The sequence below is a fragment of the Duganella sp. sic0402 genome, assembly GCF_019219065.1.
Classification (GTDB): domain Bacteria; phylum Pseudomonadota; class Gammaproteobacteria; order Burkholderiales; family Burkholderiaceae_D; genus Rugamonas.
Map to the genome: position 1 here is coordinate 299,731 of NZ_JAHUWK010000003.1, position 18,283 is coordinate 318,013.

At 63.5% G+C, this 18,283-nt stretch carries 18 protein-coding genes; 11 read left to right on the forward strand and 7 right to left on the reverse strand.

The features are described 5' to 3' along the window. The first annotated feature begins 135 nt into the window (after window positions 1–135). Window positions 136–528: a VanZ family protein gene (locus KW842_RS10450; RefSeq protein ID WP_218304020.1), complete on the forward strand. Its 393-nt coding sequence runs from the start codon at window positions 136–138 to the stop codon at window positions 526–528. Between the two features lie 255 nt (window positions 529–783). Here KW842_RS10450 and KW842_RS10455 read toward each other — a convergent pair whose 3' ends face one another. Continuing rightward, entirely contained in the window at window positions 784–1,656 is an 873-nt protein-coding gene (locus tag KW842_RS10455) for a TraB/GumN family protein (protein WP_218304021.1), read from the reverse strand. Between the two features lie 120 nt (window positions 1,657–1,776). Then, window positions 1,777–2,538, reverse strand: a complete 762-nt coding sequence (locus tag KW842_RS10460) for an ABC transporter substrate-binding protein (protein ID WP_218304022.1) — start codon at window positions 2,536–2,538, stop codon at window positions 1,777–1,779. A 61-nt stretch (window positions 2,539–2,599) separates the two neighbouring features. On the opposite strand from KW842_RS10460, the gene KW842_RS10465 reads away from it, so the two are divergent. Together KW842_RS10465 and KW842_RS10470 are read left to right on the forward strand one after the other, a co-directional pair. Then, entirely contained in the window at window positions 2,600–3,607 is a 1,008-nt protein-coding gene (locus tag KW842_RS10465; RefSeq protein WP_218304023.1) for an LLM class flavin-dependent oxidoreductase, read from the forward strand. A 42-nt stretch (window positions 3,608–3,649) separates the two neighbouring features. Next, window positions 3,650–4,789, forward strand: a complete 1,140-nt coding sequence (locus KW842_RS10470) for an MFS transporter (protein WP_218304283.1) — start codon at window positions 3,650–3,652, stop codon at window positions 4,787–4,789. A gap of 22 nt (window positions 4,790–4,811) precedes the next feature. Here KW842_RS10470 and KW842_RS10475 read toward each other — a convergent pair whose 3' ends face one another. Beyond that, window positions 4,812–6,425: a M28 family peptidase gene (locus KW842_RS10475; protein WP_229223611.1), complete on the reverse strand. Its 1,614-nt coding sequence runs from the start codon at window positions 6,423–6,425 to the stop codon at window positions 4,812–4,814. 110 nt (window positions 6,426–6,535) lie between these two features. Between KW842_RS10475 and gluQRS the strand changes: the two genes are divergently transcribed. Next, window positions 6,536–7,447: a tRNA glutamyl-Q(34) synthetase GluQRS gene (gene gluQRS, locus KW842_RS10480; RefSeq protein ID WP_218304025.1), complete on the forward strand. Its 912-nt coding sequence runs from the start codon at window positions 6,536–6,538 to the stop codon at window positions 7,445–7,447. Between the two features lie 42 nt (window positions 7,448–7,489). After that, a complete protein-coding gene (locus tag KW842_RS10485) occupies window positions 7,490–8,983 on the forward strand; it encodes a CYTH and CHAD domain-containing protein (RefSeq protein WP_218304026.1) in 1,494 nt (497 codons plus the stop codon). Here the strand turns inward: KW842_RS10485 and KW842_RS10490 are convergent. The 3 genes from KW842_RS10490 to KW842_RS10500 form a co-directional block, all read right to left on the reverse strand. Next, window positions 8,980–9,372, reverse strand: a complete 393-nt coding sequence (locus KW842_RS10490) for a hypothetical protein (RefSeq protein ID WP_218304027.1) — start codon at window positions 9,370–9,372, stop codon at window positions 8,980–8,982. The genes KW842_RS10485 and KW842_RS10490 overlap by 4 nt on opposite strands. Before the next feature lie 35 nt (window positions 9,373–9,407). Next, a complete protein-coding gene (locus KW842_RS10495; protein WP_218304028.1) occupies window positions 9,408–10,004 on the reverse strand; it encodes a LysE family translocator in 597 nt (198 codons plus the stop codon). Window positions 10,005–10,106: 102 nt separating this feature from the next. Beyond that, window positions 10,107–11,030: a LysR family transcriptional regulator gene (locus tag KW842_RS10500; RefSeq protein WP_218304029.1), complete on the reverse strand. Its 924-nt coding sequence runs from the start codon at window positions 11,028–11,030 to the stop codon at window positions 10,107–10,109. 96 nt (window positions 11,031–11,126) lie between these two features. Between KW842_RS10500 and KW842_RS10505 the strand changes: the two genes are divergently transcribed. Genes KW842_RS10505 through KW842_RS10530 form a run of 6 tightly spaced genes read left to right on the forward strand, consistent with a single transcriptional unit; the run spans window position 11,127 to window position 17,362 of the window. Beyond that, window positions 11,127–11,834, forward strand: coding sequence for an HAD family hydrolase (locus tag KW842_RS10505; protein ID WP_218304030.1), 708 nt, complete (start codon window positions 11,127–11,129; stop codon window positions 11,832–11,834). A 21-nt stretch (window positions 11,835–11,855) separates the two neighbouring features. Beyond that, window positions 11,856–12,941 (forward strand): NAD(P)/FAD-dependent oxidoreductase, encoded by a 1,086-nt coding sequence (locus tag KW842_RS10510; RefSeq protein ID WP_218304031.1) that lies wholly within the window; start codon window positions 11,856–11,858, stop codon window positions 12,939–12,941. Between the two features lie 7 nt (window positions 12,942–12,948). Then, a complete protein-coding gene (locus KW842_RS10515; RefSeq protein ID WP_229223612.1) occupies window positions 12,949–14,493 on the forward strand; it encodes a hypothetical protein in 1,545 nt (514 codons plus the stop codon). Beyond that, entirely contained in the window at window positions 14,480–15,013 is a 534-nt protein-coding gene (locus KW842_RS10520; RefSeq protein WP_218304032.1) for a DinB family protein, read from the forward strand. The genes KW842_RS10515 and KW842_RS10520 overlap by 14 nt, the downstream gene beginning before the upstream one ends. Then, window positions 15,010–16,005, forward strand: coding sequence for a 2-hydroxyacid dehydrogenase (locus KW842_RS10525; protein ID WP_218304033.1), 996 nt, complete (start codon window positions 15,010–15,012; stop codon window positions 16,003–16,005). The genes KW842_RS10520 and KW842_RS10525 overlap by 4 nt, the downstream gene beginning before the upstream one ends. A gap of 16 nt (window positions 16,006–16,021) precedes the next feature. Further along, window positions 16,022–17,362, forward strand: a complete 1,341-nt coding sequence (locus KW842_RS10530; protein WP_218304034.1) for a DUF3422 family protein — start codon at window positions 16,022–16,024, stop codon at window positions 17,360–17,362. On the opposite strand, the gene KW842_RS10535 is transcribed toward KW842_RS10530, so the two are convergent. Then, on the reverse strand, window positions 17,352–18,185 hold the full coding sequence (locus tag KW842_RS10535; protein ID WP_218304035.1) for an alpha/beta hydrolase: 834 nt from the start codon (window positions 18,183–18,185) through the stop codon (window positions 17,352–17,354). The genes KW842_RS10530 and KW842_RS10535 overlap by 11 nt on opposite strands. Between the last annotated feature and the right edge of the window lie 98 nt (window positions 18,186–18,283).

Here is an 18,283-nt window from a genome sequence, read left to right on the forward strand (position 1 = left end):
GACGGCGTAACAAACCCTGCCTATACTGGTCACATCTTAAGTACATGCAACCGATAGGCATGACTGAAGAACAGGTGCACCGGGCCTCCGGTGCACCACTCCCCTTTTTTTGCAGTGCATGGTATGGTGCGCCTCATGCTCAAGCAAATCTTCCTGACCTCGTCCCACGCCCGCCTCCGCTACTGGACCGCCATCACCCTGTACCTGCTGATCCTGATCGTCGGCTCGATACCCGGCGCACGCCAGGACATCGGCGAAGTCGCTTCCGGCGTGGTGCTGCATTCGCTGGCCTATGCCGGCCTGACCTTTCTGATTTTCACCGGCGGCAGCGGCACGCCGTCGCAGCGCGCCGGCAAGGCAGTGCTGACCATCGCCGCCATGGGCGCTATCGACGAATGTGTGCAAAGCATGTTCCCGTATCGGCGCGGCGCGGTGTCGGACTGGATGGTGGACTGTTACGCGGCCATGGCCATGGCCAGCTTTATGTGGGCTCTATGGAACCGCTATCGCAGCCAGCCCGCTGACTGATGGCGCCGCTGGCCAGTTCAACGTCCTGACGCATTTCCCGCAGCTGCTCGGCCTTGGCCACGCGTACCAGGCCGTGCAGCGCGTGCCGGAAGAAATGCCGGCTGCGGCTATCGCTGCAAGTGGCATCAATGATCTGTTCGATAATAGCGTCTGTCACGCGTGTCAACATTTCGGTGTCCTTTAAATTGATACCGAACAATTATTGCGTGCAGTCAGCATGCTTCAATTGATATACATCAATCGTCAGACGAGCGATCAGTACAGTTGTTCGACCTGGTAGCCGCGCCGCTTGAGCAGCTGCGGCAGCCCGTCATCCCCCACCAGATGCAGCAGGCCGACGCCGACAAAAGCCACTTGGTCCTGCTGCATGATGCGTTCGATGTTCGCGGCCATTTCCGGATTGCGCTTGCCCAGCAGCACGCGGTTCATGAAGCCGGCCGAGATGCTGTCGCCGGTGGTGGCGTTGTGCCAGGCGGCCTGGATGCCGGTCTTGTCGGCGGCGCGCCAGGCTTCGATCAGCGCCTGCGATTTTTTCAGCGAGTCGCCGTCGTCCAGATCCGCCAGCTGTTCCAGCAGATATTGTTCCTGCTGCAGCGTGTCCAGGCTGTCGAACAGGCTGAGCTGATAATCCGCGCTTTCCAGCTCGCGCACCGTCTTGTCCTGCTTTTGCGCGGCGGCCAGCAGCGCGTATTCGACCGCCTGGCTGCGCTGGTAGCCGTTCTTGTCCAGTTCCGCGCCGACCAGCAGATTGGCGATCAGCCACGGCTTGTAGTGCTGCACCGAGGCCAGCGACATGCCAGCGCGCGCCAGCGCCTGCTCGGTTTTCCGCAAGGTGGCCGGCGACAGATGATTCTGCACCGTGTCGCCATCGGGATAGCGGGCGTGGCGGACCAGCGCCTGCTGAAACGCCTTGTCCTCGCGGATATCCAGTTCAATCACCAGCGCCCTGGAGTCAAGCAGCGCGCGCGACGCCACCGCATCCAGCGGATACACGCCGTCGCGGCCGACATGAATGGTGCCGTACAGATAACTGGTCTTGCCCTCGTGCGTGACACGGTACAGCTGACCGGCGGCGAATACAGTCTGGCAGCAAGCCAGCATCAAGGCGAATAATATAGCGCGTGCCATCGAATTAATATTTACATTGGAATAAAAGGAGAATAAGGCGAACACCTTATTGTTTCCAATGGTAAATCAAGAGCAAGCGCCGGAAAAACTATTTTTAAAAACCGTCGGCAAAATAAAACATTATCTGAGGCGAGTTTGATAATTACTGATTATTTTGCTCACACTTCCGTCCCTGAGTAACTGGCCGATTGCCTTATTGACCTCGGAAACGCTGACCTGGCCCTTGGGAGACACTGCGCACTGCGCCTGATAATGTTTTATCACCAAAGGCGGATACAGCGATAGTTTCTCGCCAACTTTAATATAATAATCAAGCGTGCTTTGCTGGGTAATAGCATGATGCAAACGTCCGGCGGCGATTTTACGCAAATTGGCGGAAGATGAATGTCCATCATCGCGGATAAAACCCTGGCCCAAGGCCTTGTCCAATTCGGGATAGTAATAACCCAATATCGTGGCTATCGGCTGGCCGCTTAAATCCCGCAGCGCGTGGGGCTGAACGACCGAAGTATCGGTCACCAGCACTTCCGACACCGGGAAAAAGGCGCGCGTCCATTGAAACTCGCCTGGCAGCCAGGGCGGCAGGTACAGACAGATCAGGTCCGCCTGGCCGCTGTCCAGCGCCATCGTGATGCGCTTGCGCGGCAGCAGCAGGAAACGCGCTTCGCGGCCCAGCTTGCCGGCCAAAGCTTCACCCAGATCTTTATGAAAACCTTCGGCCAGATGTTCAGCGCGAAAGCCGGCCATCGGCATTTCCGTGCCGGTATCCACCGCGACCACCAGCGGCAGCGGCGCGGCGACAGCCGTTGTCAACGCCGCCAGCAGCGCAATCAGGGCCTGGCCTGCACGCTTGGCCCAATCTGTGTATGCTTCTCTATCCATTTAGAAAGAATTATACCCATACCCTTTCAATGGGCTTGTGATGACCAGAGAGACTACACCCATGATTCCATTTTCGATACTCGACCTGTCCCCGATAGCCGAAGGCAGCAATCCATCAGCCTCGTTCCGCAACACGCTGGACCTGGCGCAGCACGGCGAGCGCTGGGGCTATAACCGCTACTGGCTGGCGGAACACCACGGCATGCCCGGTATCGCCAGCGCCGCCACGGCGGTGGTGATGGCGCATGTGGCCGGCGGCACCAGCACCATCCGCGTCGGCGCCGGCGGCATCATGCTGCCGAACCACTCGCCGCTGGTGATCGCCGAACAATTCGGCACGCTGGAAGCACTGTTCCCCGGCCGTATCGACCTCGGTCTGGGCCGTGCGCCCGGCTCCGACCAGACCACCGCGCGCGCGCTGCGCCGCAACCTGGACAGCGACGCCGACGCCTTCCCGCAAGATGTGCTGGAGCTGCAAGACTATCTGTCCGACAATCCGCGCCAGCGCGTGCTGGCGGTGCCCGGCAAAGGCGCCAAGGTGCCGATGTGGATACTTGGCTCCAGCACCTTCGGCGCGCAGCTGGCCGCGCACCTCGGGCTGCCGTTCGCGTTTGCCTCGCACTTTGCGCCGCAGATGATGCAGCAGGCGCTGGCACTGTACCGCGCCAACTTCCAGCCATCGGCGCAACTGGCCAAGCCCTACGTCATGCTCGGCTTCAATGTGTTCGCTGCCGACACCGACGAAGAAGCGCACTTCCGCGCCACCTCGATGCAGCAGGCCTTCGTCAACCTGCGCACCGGCCGGCCGTCGCAGCTGCCGCCGCCGAAAGCCGGCTACCTCGACACGCTCGGCCTGCCCGAGCGCGCGATGCTGGACTCGGTGCTGTCCTGCACCGCGATCGGCGCGGCGGCCACCGTCAGCAGCCAGATCCAGGACTTCATCGCCCGCACCGGCGCCGACGAGCTGATGATCACCTCGCAGATCTTCGAGCATGCGCAGCGCCTGCGCTCCTACGAAATCACCGCCGAAGTGCGCCAGTCGCTGGCGCGCGCGCAGGCGGGGCTGTAACAGGTGCGCCAGTCTACTGCCCCGCACGACCTGTCGCCCGGCATGGTCTGGCTGTTCGCGATCGCGACCGGCCTGATCGTCGCCAACCTGTACTACGCGCAAACGCTGATCGGCCCGATCAGCCGCGCCACCGGGCTTGATCCCGGCGCGGCCGGGCTGATCGTCACGCTGACGCAGATCGGCTACTGCCTGGGCCTGATGTTCATCGTGCCGCTGGGCGACCTGCTGGAAAATCGCCGGCTGATTGTCGGCGCGCTGATGGTGACGGCGCTGGCCTTGCTGGCGGCGTCGGTGACCAGCAGTGCTAAATTGTTCCTGTTCGCCTCGCTATGCATTGGCCTGGGATCGGTGGCGGCGCAGATCGTGGTGCCATTCGCGGCCCACCTGTCGAATCCCGAAACGCGCGGCAAGACCGTCGGCAAAGTCATGAGCGGCCTGCTGATGGGCATCATGCTGGCGCGGCCGGTGGCCAGCCTGGTGGCGGATGCGCTGAGCTGGCACGCCATCTTCGTGCTGTCCGCGCTGGCCACCGCGGCACTGGCCTTGCTGCTGCGCGCCAAGCTGCCGCAGCGCCAGCCGGCGGGCGGCATGCACTACTTCGCGTTATTGGGATCGATGTGGCGGCTGTTGAAAACCACGCCGGTGCTGCGCCGCCGGGCGGCCTACCAGGCGTGCATGTTCGGCGCCTTCAGCCTGTTCTGGACTTGTGTATCGCTGGAGCTGACGGGACCGCATTTCCAGATCAGCCAGACCGGCGTGGCGATCTTCGCGCTGGTAGGGGTGGCGGGCGCGATTGCCTCGCCCATCGCCGGCCATCGCGCCGACCAGGGCAAGAGCCGCTCCACCACCTTGATCGCGCTGCTGCTGGGCGCGCTGGCGTTTGCACTGCCCCTGCTGATCCACGGCGACCGCTTGGTCGAGTTGGGCGCGCTGGTGCTGGCCTCGGTCATCCTCGACATGGGCGTCTCGGCCAACCTGGTCACCGGCCAGCGCGCCATCTTCTCCCTGCCGCCGGAAATCCGCAGCCGCCTGAACGGCCTCTACATGGCGCTATTCTTCATGGGCGGCGCGATCGGCTCATCGCTAGGCGGCTGGATGTTCGCCGCCCACGGCTGGACCGGCGTCCTGTGGACCGGCCTGTGCTTCCCGCTGATCGCACTCGCCGTCTTCGCCACCGAATAAAACCGGGGTCAGACCCCGGAATTTAGTTGCGGGGGACGGCGAAGGCGTCGCCGGCTTTCCACTCCGGCAGCTTGGCGCCGTTGGCGATCAGGCGGCCCAGGTTGAGCGTGTATTGCGCCGTCTGCACCATGCCCGACAGGTCCCAGCCCGGATCATATTCGTCGCTGGCCTGGTGGTAGCGCTTGCCGTAGGCTTCAGCCTTGGCTTTTGCACCCGCCGGGTCTTTGATGTAGTCGCGGCCCGAGGAGATCGAAAACGCCGGCACGCCTTTCTTGGCGAAGCTGAAGTGGTCGCTGCGGAAGTAGCCACCGGCCAGATCCGGCTTGGCCGGCGCGATCTGCATGCCCATCGCTTTGGCCGCCGTCTCGGCCAGCTTACCCAGCTCGGTGCGCTCGCTGCCTTGCGTGCCAATGTCGCGCGTGACGCCGACGAAGTTCAGGCTGTCCAGGTTCAGGTTGGCGGCAGTTTTGGCCAGCGGCCACAGCGGCGACGAAGCGTACGCGCTACTGCCCAGCAAGCCCTGCTCTTCCGCAGCGACCCACAGGAACATCTGGCTGCGCCTGGCCGGCACACGCCGCGCTTCGGCCGCCATTGCCAGCAAGGCCGCGCTGCCGGAGGCGTTGTCCACCGCGCCGTTGAAGATGGTATCGCCGCTATCCCCCTGCTTGCCCAAGTGGTCCCAATGCGCGCTGTAGATGACCACTTCGTCTTTCAGTTTCGGATCGGTGCCCGGCACCACGGCGGCGACGTTGAATTGCTCCACCTTGCGCACTGCCGCCTTCATTTCACCAGTCATCGTTGCCGACAGGGCCAGCGGCTTGAAGTCTTTCTTCTCGGCCGCCGCACGCAGCGCATCCAGGTCCTGGCCGGCAGCACTGAACAGCGCGCGCGCCGTGTCTTCCGTCACCCAGCCTTGCAGCGCCGTGCCCAGCGTGCCGGCGGCCAGCTGGAAGCGCTCGACGCCCGACCAGCTGTTCTGGATCACGCTCCAGCCGTACGATGCGGTCGGCGTGGTGTGGATCAACAATACGCCCGCTGCGCCCTGACGCTGCGCTTCTTCAAACTTGTAGCTCCAGCGGCCGTAGTAGGTCAGGCCCTTGCCGTTGAAGCGGTTTGGTTCTTCTGCCGTCGGCTGCGGGTCGTTGACCATCATGACCAGGATCTTGCCTTTCAGGCCGGCGCCCTTGAAATCGTTCCACTGTTCATCCGGCGCGGTAATGCCGTAGCCGACGAACACCAGCTGCGCATTCAGGCTGTGCGCGGCGGCCGCGTCGCCTGGCGCATATACCCAGTCTTTGCCGAAGGCGATGTCCAGCGGCTTGCCGCCCGCTTCCAGTTTCAGCGTGCTTTCGGCCGGCAACGTCTTCACACCGGCGATCAGCACCGGCTGGCGGAAGCTGTCGCCATTGCCGGGCTTCAGGCCCAGCGCCATGGCTTGCGATTCAAGATAGGCAACGGTCAGGTCGCCGCCCCGCTGGCCGGTGCCGCGGCCTTCCAGCAGATCGCTGGAGAGGAATTGCAAATGGGCGCGCAGCGGCGCTTCCTGCACGACGGCGGTCTTGCCAGCATCTGCGTGGGCCGGGAAAGCCAGCGCCAGGCTCATGGCCAGCGCGGAGGCTACAAAGGATGTCTTCATTGTTTTGATGTCCATTCGTCAGTGGTCGGTGCGGTTTTTCCGCGCGCACATTGTATGCGATTTGACCTGCCGCCCAGCCATCCACCGTGAGGCCGCGTTAAAATAACGGCATGACTGCACGTACTCCCTACATTGGCCGCTTCGCGCCCTCGCCTACCGGCCCCTTGCACTTCGGCTCGCTGGTGGCCGCCATGGCCAGTTATCTCGACGCCAAGGCGCATCATGGACAGTGGCTGCTGCGTATCGAAGATGTTGATGGCGCCCGCAACGTCGATGGCGCAGCCGAACATATCCTGGCCTCGATCCAGCGCTGCGGCATGCATTGGGATGGCGACGTGACCTGGCAAACCCGGCGCTACCCGCTCTACCAGCAGGCGCTGGAACAGCTGGGCGAGCTGGTCTATCCCTGCGGCTGCACCCGCCGCGAGATCGCCGATTCGCAAGTCAAGCTGAGCGGCCGCCAGCTGCTGAACCTGGTCTATCCGGGCACCTGCCGCCATGGCCTGGCGCCGGGCAAGGTGGAGCGCGCGCTGCGCCTCAAGGTGCCGCAACAGCCGCACTGCGTGCTGTCCTTCGAGGACCGCTGGGCCGGCCACTACAGCCAGGACCTGACCGATGAGGTTGGCGATTTCATCATCCGCCGCGCCGACGGCTACTGGGCCTATCAACTGGCGGTGGTAGTGGACGACGGCGCGCAGCACATCACCGACATCGTGCGCGGCGCCGACCTGCTCGATTCGACGCCGCGCCAGCTGTACCTGCAACAAGTGCTGGGCCTGCCGCAGCCGACCTATCTGCATGTGCCGGTGGTGGTCAACGAGGCCGGCGACAAGATGTCCAAGCAAACCGGCGCGCAAGCCTTCGACACCGGTGCCGATCCGCAAATCCTGCTGCGCGAGGCGATGCTGCCGGCCGCCCGCTTCCTGGGACTGGATATACAAGCGGAAACGATCGATGCTTTCTGGCGCGCGGCCACGCCTGCCTGGGCGCAACGCCTGCAAGCCCTGCCGCGACAGCGGTAAAGCCGTGCGCCGCGCACGCCCACATTTGCCTACACTGACGAGATGGAAGTCGAACTCAAACTCTTGCTATCGCCGCAATACAACGAACAGCTGCTGCAACATCCGCTGCTCGGCGATCCTGCGCATACCCAGCAGCTGACCGCGCGCTATTTCGATACGCCCGACCTGCATCTGCTGCACCACGGCGCCGGCTTGCGCGTGCGCAAGGTCGATGGCGTATGGATACAGACGATGAAAGCCGGCGGCAGCGTACAAAGCGGCCTGCACAGCCGCAACGAGTGGGAAGGCCAGGTCGACCGCGCGTGGCCGCGCCTGGGCAAGCTGCGCAAGCTGATTGGCGACGACGCACACTGGCTGGCGATCCTGAATACGCCCAAGCTGAAGCAGCGGCTGGAGCCACTGTTTGTGGTGGATGTGCAGCGCCACTTGTGGCAAATCGAAAGCGGCGGCAACCTGATCGAAGTCGCGCTGGATGTCGGCCACATTGAGCGCCACGGCCATCAGGTCGCGGTCAATGAAGTCGAGCTGGAACTCAAGGAAGGCGACCCGGCCGGCCTGTACGCCTTCGCGCTGCAATTGCTGGACGAGATCCCGCTGCGCATCAGCAATATCAACAAGGCGCAGCGCGGCTATATGCTGGTGCGCGAAACCGGCCACGCGCCGTTCCGCACCCAGGCGCTGCAACTGGACAGCGACGCCAGCCTGAGCGAAGCCCTGCCCGCCGTGCTGGGCAACTGCCTGGAACATATCCAGCGCAACGAGGTCGCAGTGGTGGAAGGCCATGATACGGAAACCCTGCACCAGATGCGCGTCGGCGTGCGCCGCCTGCGCTCGGCCTTGAAGCTGTTTGAGCCGGTCGCCCCTTGCCCGCCGGCCTTGCAGGAAGATGTCAGCTGGCTGGGCGAACAGCTGGGCGCCGCGCGCGACTGGGACGTGCTGCTATCGGCCACGCTGCCGCGCGTGCACGCCGCGCCGGGCGGCAATGGGATGATGGAGCTGCAAGCGCTGGCGCTGGAACAGGCACATGCCATGCGCAATCAGGCGGCGCAAGCCGTCCTGTCGCCGCGCTACACCAGATTGATGCTGGCCCTGGGTTCATGGATGCTGCAAACAGCGCCGCTGCTGAATGGCTCGGCGGCGCAGTTCTCGCGCGAGATTTTGCAGCGGCTGCACAAGTCGCTGCTCAAGCGCGCCGACCGCATGAGTGAAGACGATACTGCCAGCGCACACCGCACCCGCATCGCCGCCAAGCGCGGCCGCTACGCACTGGAATTCTTCCATGCGCTGTATCGCACCAAGGGCACGCGCGCGTATCTGAAAACACTGTCTGCGGTGCAGGAGGAACTGGGCCAGCATAACGATCTGGCGGTGGCCGACCGGCTGCTGCAAGAGCTGGTGCAGCGGCATCCGCAGGCTGCCGGCGCGATCCAGTTCACGCGCGGCTATCTGCTTGCGCAACAGGCGACGCAGCCTGCCGACCTGGATGTGATCCGCAGCCGCCTGCACGCCTTGGCGCTGCCACGCGCCCGGAATTAAGGACGCGCCATCTTGTTGGTGACGGTCCAGCTCAAGGCGCCGGCGCATTTGGCCTGCTGAATTGCCGTCAGCGCATCGTCCGCCTCGGTGCTGGCCTGCGCATAGTTCTTGTGACCCGCGATCTTGAAGTGCAGCGCCGGCGACGCCGAGGTCGCGGTCTTGGACAGCGTGGGCGCAAAGCCGCGCTCCGCCAGGATCTTCCGGCATGGCTCCATGCCCTTCAGTTCATCGCCGGTCAGCTCGATATTGAACACCCAGCTCTCCACATAGCCGCGCGCGGCACGATCCGGCTCCGGCAGCATCAGGTTGGACGGCAAGGTGGTATTGGCCGCGCCAGCGACGGCGGCCAGCAAGGCAGCGCTGAAAGCCAGCGCGAGACGACGAAACATGGGTATTCCTTCACATCCGGTAAAGCGCTATGGTATCAGGCCAGCAGCGGATACAGGGTGGCCACCAGCGCGAGCGCCATCACCACGTTGAAGATGCGCACCGAGCGCGGGTCCTGCAATACGCTGCGCATGGCCACGCCAAACACCGCCCAGGCGCCAACGCAGAAGATGCCGATCACCCAGAACACGCCCGACAGCAGCAGCACGTCGGCCACATTGAAGCCCTGCGGCAGATAGGTGGTCAGCGCGCTCAGGCCCATCACCCACGCCTTCGGATTGATCCACTGAAAAGCCGCCGCACCCCAGAAGCCCATCGGCCTGGACAACGCCGCCTGTTCGCTGCTCATCGGCGCCGCGTGCGCCAGTTTCCAGGCCAGCCACAGCAGGTAGATGGCGCCTGCGTACTTGAGGATGCTCTGCAATACCGGAACCTGCTCGAACACCGCATGCAATCCCAGTCCCGTTGCAAAAATCATGAAGGCGAAGCCGCAGCAGATGCCCAGCAAATGCGGCACCGAACGCTTGAAGCCGTAATTCAGCCCCGAGGCAAGCATCATGGTGTTGTTGGGGCCGGGTGTGATGGAACTGACGGCGGCAAAGCCACACAGCGGCAGCAGCATTTCGGGCGACATGGCGGGTATCCGTTTGATAAGTGTGATTGCATTGTACGGGAAAGTGTACAGGCAGCAACCAGTACACTTACGCAAACAGTTGCCACTACTGTATAGGTAGCTTTACCGGTACGAACTTTCCAGCTCGCGCCGCACCAGCTCCTGGCCATTCTCAATGACGAAGTCCTGGAACGACGCGGCCACCTTGGGGATGGCCTGGTCGGTCAGGTGCATGATCTGCCAGTCGGCTTCCACCGCGTGTTTCAGCGGCAGGATGGCCAGCAGGCCGGCCTTGAACTCCAGCGCGCAGGCGTGCTCCGACAGAAAGCCCACGCCCAGGCCAGCCGATACCATGCGCTTGATTGCCTCGTTACTGGATACCTCCGAGCCGAATTCCGCCGCATGCCCCTCCTCGCGCAGCAGCTTTTCAATGGCGGTGCGCGTGCCCGAGCCGCGTTCGCGCACCAGCAGGTTGGCCGCCATCACATCGTTGAGCGTGACTTTTTTCTTCTTCATCAGTGGATGCTTGGGACTGGCGACGAACGCCATCGGATGCCGCGCGAAGCGGGCCGCGTTGGTGCGCAACTCGCGCGGCGGCGTGCCCATGATGGCCAGTTCGATCTCATGCCGCGCCAGCATATTGATGATCTCCGTGCGATTGCCCACTTGCAGCTTGAGCCGCACGTCCGGCCGCTTCAGCGTGAACGGCACCAGCAGCGGCGGCAGCAAGTGCTCCGCCGTGGTCACCGCACCGATGCGCAGCGTACCGGAGGTGACGCCCTGCAGCGCCGCCAGTTCATCGGTGGCCTGCTCCCACAGCCGCAGGATGCGTTCGGAGAATTCGGCCATCACCTCTCCCGCCGCCGTCAGCTGGATATTGCGGCCCGCCTTGCGCGTCAAGGCGATGCCAGTAATCTCTTCGAGCGTGCGGATTTGCAGCGACACCGCTGGCTGCGTCAGGTGCATGGCGTCCGCCGCGCGCGAAATGCTCTCGTGACGCGCGACTAGGACCAGCGATTGCAATTGGCGAAAACTGGTGTGATACATAAATAATCCTTATTAATTATCCATAATCTTTAATTTTTCTTTTATTCATTCTACCCCTATATTCATACCTATCTGACATCGTTGAGCGAGAATGACATGAGCATAGACGTGATCTTCCTGGGCCTGGACGGCGTACTGTTCGACACCGAAGCGCTGCATCTGGCGGCCTGCAACGCGGCGTTCACCAACGCCGAACTGTCGATCCGCTGGACGCTGCCGGCGCTGCGTGCAGCAGCCGCCACCCATGGTTACGCCCGCGCCATCGGTTCCGCCGTCGCCAACCCGCCACTGTCGCGCGACAAGCGCCGCGTGGCGGAACTGCTTGAGGACAAGCACCGCCAATTCCATCAGGCGATCCTGGCGCATCCGCCACGCGCGCAAGCTGCGGCCCTGGCGCTGATCGAAGACGCCAGCGCCGCCGGCTGCAAAATCTGCATCCTGACCGACCTGCCGGCACCCGCCACCTCCGCACTGCTGGACCGCTACTTCGGCACCGATGTCAACAGCGTGTTCAGCGTGGTGGCCGGCGGCGCCAGTTTCAACGGCCCGGCCGGCACCGGTCCCTATGCGCACGCGCTGCACGCCATGGGCGTGGCGCCGCGCGACGCCATCGCCATCGATACCGCCGTGCCGGCGCTGCGTGCCGCTGCCGACGCCGGCCTGTGGACTGTCTCCGTCGCGCCTTACGGCACGGACGTGGTACGTCCACGCCAGTTCATCACCTTCGACGCCCTGCACGAGCTGCAGGCCAGTCCCTACACGCCAGACCAGCAACGCCCCGTACCGCAGCACCGCGCCGCATAAACAAAAAAACTGGAGACACACATGGAAACCATCGTCATTGTTGGCGGCGGTGCGGGCGGGCTCGAACTCGCCACGCGCCTGGGCAATATCGCCGGCGCGCACAGCCGCGTAGTACTGGTGGACCGCTGGCCTGGCCATTTCTGGAAACCGCTGCTGCACACCGTCGCATCGGGCAGCTGCGATCCGCAAGCGGATGAACTGTCGTTCAGCACCCAGGCCAGCGAACACGGTTTCGAATTCATCCAGGGCGAGATGCTGTGCCTGGACCGCACACAACAGACCATCACCCTGTCGCCGCAGGATGGCGGGGATGGCGCCTGCCGCGTGCTCGGCTACGACAAGCTGGTACTGGCGCTGGGCTCCGTCACCAGCTTCTACGGGGTGCCGGGCGCACAGGAACACGCGCTGACGCTGGACAGCGTGGCCGATGCCGAAGCCTTTCGCCACCGCTTCTTTGCGGCCTGCCACCAAGCCGGGAACTCGCCGGTGAATGTGGCGATCGTCGGCGGTGGCGCCACCGGTGTCGAACTGGCGGCGGAACTCAGCAACAGCACCCGCGCGCTGGCGCTGCTGCAAAACATCCGCATCACCGTCATGGAGCGCGGCGCGGGCCTGCTACCGCACATGGACGGGATCCAGGCGCAGCGCGCCGAACGCCATCTGCGCTCGCTGGGCGTCGCCGTGCGGACCGCGACCAGCGTTGCCGCCGTCCATGCCGACGCGGTGACCGACAGCCATGGCCAGCGCCATCCTGCGCAGCTGACCTTATGGGCCGCTGGCGTTCAAGCGCCACCGCTGTGCGCCAGGCTGGGGCTGAGCGTCAATCATCAGCAAAAAATCCTGGTCGACGCCGGCCTGCGCTCGTTCAGCGATGCGCGCATTTACGCGCTGGGGGATTGCGCCAACTATGTCTGCCCGGTCAAAGGCGCGGCGCCGCCGCGCGCCCAGGTCGCGCACCAGCAGGCCATGTTCCTGGCCGGCGCGCTGGCTGGCGCCAGTGACGGCGAGGCGCCTGCATTGTTTCATTATCATGACTACGGCTCGCTGATTTCGCTCGGGCCGCAGGCGGCGGTGGGCGTGTTGACCCGCGCCGGGAGCGGCCTATAATGGGGTTATGACAACCATCACCTCCCTGAACCGGACCACCCCGTCCACCGTTACCCCGGTGGCTGGCGGTAATTATGCGTCCACTTCCGGCGCCACCAGCAGCACGGGCAACGGCTCATCCACTGTGGTGTCGCTGGGCGCCGGCGCCAATGACGACGCGCCAGCCAAGCCGCTGGTGTGGGAAAACCGTACCCGCAGCAGCTCCGCCAGCCTGATGGCGCAGAACTTCGCCAACCAGCCGTTGGCCGGCCGCCTCAAGGGCCTGGGCAGCGAGCTGCTGAAACAGGTCGCCTACGATGGCGAGAATTTCTCGCAAACGGTGCAGCAGGCACCGGGTGGCGTGCAAACCGATACCTACGACATGCTGGTGCTGCCGTCGCAGGTGTCGCAGCACGGCATGGGCGACAACCAGATCGCGCTCACCGTCACCACCCGCAGCGGCGTCAAGGTCGAGCTCAAGCTGGACGCCGGCGAGAGCAGCATCGCGGTCGATGCCAAGGCCGATGGTGAGCTCACCGAAGTGGAACGCAAGGCGCTGGGCAAACTGGCCGACGCCTTCCAGAAGTCGATCGACGGCCTGACCGAAGATCCGCCGCGCGTCGACCTCGCCGGCCTGACGCAATTCGATAGCAATGTGCTGTCGTCGGTGGACCTGAAAGGCCAGGTCAAGATCAATCCAAAAGAAACCCAGCTGCTGGAATTCCGTGCTGACAGCACGCAGCGTACGGTGAACTTTACCGGTCCTGCGGGCAGCGCCAAGATTGATGTGGACCTGAGCCAGCCGGCGGCATGGGGCAGCAAACAGCAGCAAGCCAAGGCGCTGGACAAGTATTTGCAGCAGGTCGATCAGGCCGCCATGCGCGGCCAGGGCAATGCGGACATGGTCGGCATGTTCAAGGATGCTTTTACCGACATGAACACCGACTACGGCACGCCGCCCGCCGCATCTCCAAGCAGCATCTTCCTGGCCGATCAGGATCGCGCGCTGACCACCGGACTGGCCGACTTCAAAGCCTCGTTTTCGCAGGCCGAGGTGGCGTCCAATCCCTTCCGTGTGACCGAGAAGGATACCTTCGCCTATGCGCTGTCGCAGAAGACCAGCATTACCGGTACTTCGCAGCTTGATCGCAGCATCTCGCAACAGCAGCAGTCGAACCTGAAGGCCAGCTACCACACGCCAGAGAAAGCCGGGGCGAAATTGGCGCTGGACCTGTCGCCCAACTCGCAGAACTACCGCTATGTGCTGATCAATGATGCAGCCAGCAGCAGCACCGAGATTGGCTACGACAAAGGTGCACTGGTCAAGGCATCGATGGAGATGCAGGCCAGCCAGTCATCGCGCGTGCTGCACTACACGCTGGGCAAGCTAAAAGAAGACCACACCGCGCCATCCGGCAAGGCGATGCAGCGCGACCTGATGTCCACGCTGGAGCCAGAGCGCTACGGCATGGAACAACTGTCCGATGATGAGCGCACGCAGATGCTGGAAAAACTGAATAACCAGATCTTCCTCCAACCGAATCCGGACGCATTGCCCAATGAGCGCGGTTGAGCATTTCGGCCTGCTGGCCAGGTATAACGCCGACATGAACCGAAAGCTGTACGATGCCGCAGCCCAGCTTTCGGCAGAAGAGCTGACGGCTGACCGTAAGGCGTTCTTTGGTTCGCTGCAAGGCACGCTGAACCACCTGCTGGCGGGTGACACCATCTGGTTGAAACGATTCAGTACGCACCCTGCCGCCATTCCTGCGTTGCGGGCCGCACAAGCACTGCCTCAGCCTGGCGGCCTGACGCACTCCTTCGGCACTGAACTGCCGCCACTGCGCGCTTACCGCGAACAACTGGACGCCATCATCAGCGCCTTTGCCGCGCAGCTTACGCCCGCCGACCTGAAACAGGTGTTTGAATACCGCAGCACGCGCGGCGATGTCTACCGCAAGGAGTTTGGCCTGGTGCTGCTGCACTTCTTCAATCACCAGACCCACCATCGCGGCCAGGCCAGCACGCTGCTGACCCAGGCCGGCGTGGACATCGGCGTGACCGACCTGATTTTATGGGTGCCTGATTTATGAAAATTGCCGTGTACAGCGCACAACCCTACGACCGCCGCTTTCTCGATGAAGCGCGCGCCAGCATGCCCGGCGTGGAGGCTGCGTATTTCTCCGACCGGCTGGAGCTGGATACCGTGCCGCTGGCGCAGGGCTGCACCGCTGTCTGCGTCTTCGTCAACGACATCCTGGACGCGCCGGTGCTGGAAGCGCTGCACGCGCTGGGCGTACGTGCCGTGCTGCTGCGCTGCGCCGGTTTCAACAACGTCGATTTGCAGGCCGGCGCGCGGCTTGGTCTGTTCATGGCACGCGTACCCGCCTATGCGCCGGAAGCGGTGGCCGAACACGCGCTGGCGCTGGTGATGACGCTGAACCGGCGCACCCACCGCGCCTATGTGCGCGTCCGTGAAGGCAACTTCGCGCTGGACGGCCTGCTCGGCACAACGCTGCATGGCAAGACCGTCGGCATCGTCGGTGCAGGCCAGATCGGCGCCTGCGCAGCACGCATTTTCCACGGCATGGGCTGCAAGGTGCTGGTCAGCGATCCGGCGCCGACGCCGCAGCTGGATGGCGTGGCCGAACGCGCCAGCCTGGACGTAGTGCTGGCGCAGTCGGACGTGGTGTCGCTGCATTGCCCGCTGATGGACGCCACCCGCCACATGATCAACAGCACCAGCCTGGCGCGCATGAAGCGCGGCGCCATGCTGGTCAACACATCGCGCGGCGGCTTGATCGACACCGCCGCCGTCATTGATGCGCTCAAGAGCGGCCAGCTGGGCGCGCTCGCCATCGATGTCTACGAACAGGAAAGCACCCTCTTTTTCCAGGACCACTCCAGCGACATCATCGCTGACGATGTGTTCCAGCGCCTGATGACCTTCCCGAACGTACTGGTGACCGGGCACCAGGGCTTCTTCACAATAGAAGCCATGCGCGAAATCGCCGCCGTCACGTTCGCCAATCTCGCCTGCCATATGCAGGGCTCCCCTTGCGCCAACGCGCTACCACATACCTAGTTATTTAAGGAAGTTCATGTCGCTCGCCTATCGCGCCAACGCCGATTTCGCCAAGCTTAATCACCCGATGCGCGTTCCGCTCTCCGCGGAAATCCACTCACGCCCGTTCCTGCAATTGCAGGCACCGGAAAGCCTGACCCATTTCGCCCTGTACCTGCAACAGGACCAGCCTTCGCGCCAGAACCACCGCAGCAGCCAGCACCAGATCCTGGCGCAGCTGTGCATGCACTACGGCGTGGCGACGCCGCATCCGCAGGCGCGCTACTTCTTCCATGACTTCGGCCGCTTCCGTCTGAAATGGGAGTGCCATACCGAGTTCGCCACCTACACCTTCGTCGAACCCGGCGAGCCAGGCCTGGATTGCCGTGCCTCGTTCGACCGCATGCCTTTGCAGCATGTGCCGCAAGAGTGGCTGGCAGGCTTGAACGGCAAGATCATCGTTGCCGCCCACGTCCTGCTGTGCAAGGGGGAAGCGGAGGACGACAGCTTCGCCGAAGGTATCCGTGAACTATTCCAGGGCAAGTCGCTGGTTGGCAGCAGCGCCGGCGGCAACGCCGAGGTATGGACCGACTTCCTGATCCAGCCGGACGGCTTCAGCCGATTCGTGGTGCGCGACCAGCGCCTGCGCGAATTCCAGTCCGGCCGCCTGGTGGGCCGCCTGCTGGAAATCGAAACCTACCGCATGATGGCCCTGCTCGGACTGCCGCAAGCGGAGGCCACGCAGCCGGACCTGAACAGCATCGAGAATGAACTGGCGACGCTGACCGCCACGCTGGTCAAGGAAGAAGGCAATGAGGATCAGGACCTGCTGAACCAGATCACCGGCCTGGCCGCGCGCCTGGAAAAGATCTCGGTCAATAACAGCTACCGCTTCGCCGCGTCGCAGGCCTACTTCAACCTGGTGCAATCGCGCATCCAGGAGTTGCGCGAAGTACGGATCGAGGGCACGCCAACGCTGGCGGAGTTCATGGGCCGCCGCCTGGCGCCGGCGATGAACACCTGCGTGTCGGTGGCGCAGCGGCAGGAGGCGCTGGCCCAGCGTATCGCCCGCAGCAACGATCTGCTGCGTACCCGTGTGGGGATCGAACAGGAGCAGCAGAATCGCCGCATCCTGCAATCGCTGGACGCGCGCGCGGCCCAGCAACTGCGCCTGCAGCAAGCGGTGGAAGGCCTGTCGGTGGCGGCGATTTCGTACTACACGCTGGGATTGGTGGGCTATGTCGGCAAGGCGATGAAGGCTGGCAGCGTGCCGGTTAATCCAGACCTGATGACCGGCATCGCCGTGCCGCTGGTGATCGGCGCCGTGTGGCTAGGACTGCGCCGCCTGCATCACCAATTGTCAGGATCTAAGCACTGAAGCGGCTGGACAGGAAACTGGCAATCCGCGCCTGCGTCGATTCCAGGTAGGGGATGTTGATGTGGTCGGAATCAGGCACGATTTCGTCCGCATGCAAAGTCCCCAGCTTCTGCACCAGCAGATCGGTGTGCGAATGCGGCACGATATTGTCCACCGCCGCACGCAGCACGTAGGCCGGCGCCTTGATTTGTTCGGCGTACTTCACCGATTCAAATTTATGGCGCAGCACGTAGTCAATCGGCAGCGCCTTGAACTTGCGCTTGGCCAGCGCCAGTATCGAATCGTAAGGCGTGATCAGCACGATGGAATTGGCGTCGCGCTCCATCGCCACCTGCACGGCCACGCCGGAACCCAGGCTGCGTCCTACCACCGCGATGCGCTTTGGATCGACATGATGGCGTTCGCTGAGCCAGTCGTACAGCATGCGGCCGTCTTCGACAAAGTGTTCTTCCGCCGGATCGCCGTGCGAATCGCCATAGCCGCGATAGTTCACGGCCAGCACCGCCATGCCAGGAAACAGCTTGCCGGCGTCGCGCGCCACCCAGGAGACTTCCTCCGAGCGGCCGCCAAAATACACCACGCCCGGATGCGTGCCCGCCACGCGCGGCGTCATCAGCCAGCCGGACAGGCGCGTGCCGTCCTTGGAACGGATCACGATCGGACGCGTGCGGTGGCCCGTGCTGTAAGGCTTCAGCACCTCGCGCTTGCTTCCCAGGGGATTGAACAGCAGGCGTTTCTGGTTGGCGGCCACGGCGGCGGTCAGCCCCATCCACAGCACACTGACCAGGCCTGCCAGGCCGGCGACTTTTTTAGAATTATTCATGACTTCTACTCTACTCTTTTCCCGCTTTTCCGCTCTCAAAAAATAACGGCGGCGTGGTATAGACCACACATGGGGATGATTGCCAGTTTCTCAAGACC